The sequence below is a fragment of the Kineococcus indalonis genome (assembly GCF_009906395.1).
Lineage (GTDB): Bacteria > Actinomycetota > Actinomycetes > Actinomycetales > Kineococcaceae > Kineococcus > Kineococcus indalonis.
Map to the genome: position 1 here is coordinate 1 of NZ_JAAALM010001031.1, position 425 is coordinate 425.

Below are 425 nucleotides of genomic sequence, written 5' to 3' on the forward strand. Positions count from 1 at the left end.
CGGGGCACCGGCGGCCGGTGCCGCCGCCACCGGCGCGGGGGTGCCGGCGCCGGTGCGCGCGCCCTGCCCGCCGGGCTGGTTCCCGGGCTGACCGCCCGGCTGCCCGTCGCCCTGGGCACCGGCCTGACCGGCACCGGGCTCGGCGGTCAGCGGCACGCCGGCCGCCTGCCCCGCCACGCCCGTCGCGGGTGCGGCCGAGGCGTCGGCCGGGGCGGTCGCCGCGGCGGCGTCCTGGCCGTTGAGGGCCGCCGGGCGCAGCACGGCGGCGACCTGCACCGCCTGGACGGCCTGGGTGCCCTGGGTGCCCTGGGTGCCCTGGGTGCCGACCCCCTCGAGCCCCGGCGCGGCCGCGGTCACCGGCAGCACCGCGGTGCGCGAGCCGTCGACGGCACCGGTGGTGCCGGGGGCAGCGGCGGGGCCGGCGG

General features: G+C 84.9%; 1 pseudogene. It reads right to left on the reverse strand.

The window, feature by feature from the left end:
* A pseudogene (locus tag GTR00_RS22550) lies at positions 1-425 on the reverse strand (hypothetical protein); the annotation flags it as partial.